The following is a 644-nucleotide window of genomic DNA, read 5'->3' as shown; positions in this document are numbered from 1 at the left end:
GTCGACCGCCTCGATGGACGCGCTACCGTCTTCGCTGACGGCATCGAAACCGGTGGCGCGCACGGTGATCACCTTCAGCGCATCTTCGCTCTGCACGGTGGCGATGGCGTTGCCGGCATAGATCGGGCGCTTGAAGGTGTCGGCACTCTCCACGGCGATGATCTCGGAGAGCTGGCTGACGTCCTTGAGCGCGGCGACGCGCGGCAGCACGTTCTTGCCGGTGGTGGAGGCACAGGCCAGCACGTGGCTGTAGTCGCCGGCGAGCTCGGCGATCAGCGCCGCGGTGGGCTCGGCGAGCAGGTGGGCGTAGGCGGCATGGTCGGCCACGCGGACCCGAGACACGCCGTCCAGCTTGGCGGCGGCCTCGGCGATGGCGGAAACACCCTCGCCCGCCACCAGCACGTCGATATCGCCGCCGCCGTGCTTGGCAATCTGCTGAGCCGCCGCGACCACATGGGCGGTGGCGCCGGCCAGGGCGCCGTCGTGATGTTCGGCCAGAACCAGAATGCTCATGAAATCACCTTCGCCTCGTTCTTGAGTTTGTCGACCAGCTCGTCCACCGAGCCCACCTTGACGCCGCCCTGGCGCTCGGCCGGCGGCTCGACCTTGAGCAGCTTGACCTTCGAGGCCACCTCGATGCCGAG

The 644-nt window shown here is 68.3% G+C and carries 2 pseudogenes; both read right to left on the bottom strand.

The window, feature by feature from the left end:
* Positions 1-513: pseudogene (locus tag OP497_RS17460) on the bottom strand (electron transfer flavoprotein subunit alpha/FixB family protein); the annotation flags it as partial.
* Positions 510-644, bottom strand: a pseudogene (locus tag OP497_RS17455) (electron transfer flavoprotein subunit beta/FixA family protein); the annotation flags it as partial. The pseudogenes OP497_RS17460 and OP497_RS17455, both read right to left, overlap by 4 nt.

The sequence above is a fragment of the Halomonas sp. 11-S5 genome, from assembly GCF_029889825.1.
Taxonomy (GTDB): Bacteria; Pseudomonadota; Gammaproteobacteria; order Pseudomonadales; family Halomonadaceae; genus Halomonas.
This window is presented reverse-complemented; position numbering and strand designations above follow the sequence as displayed.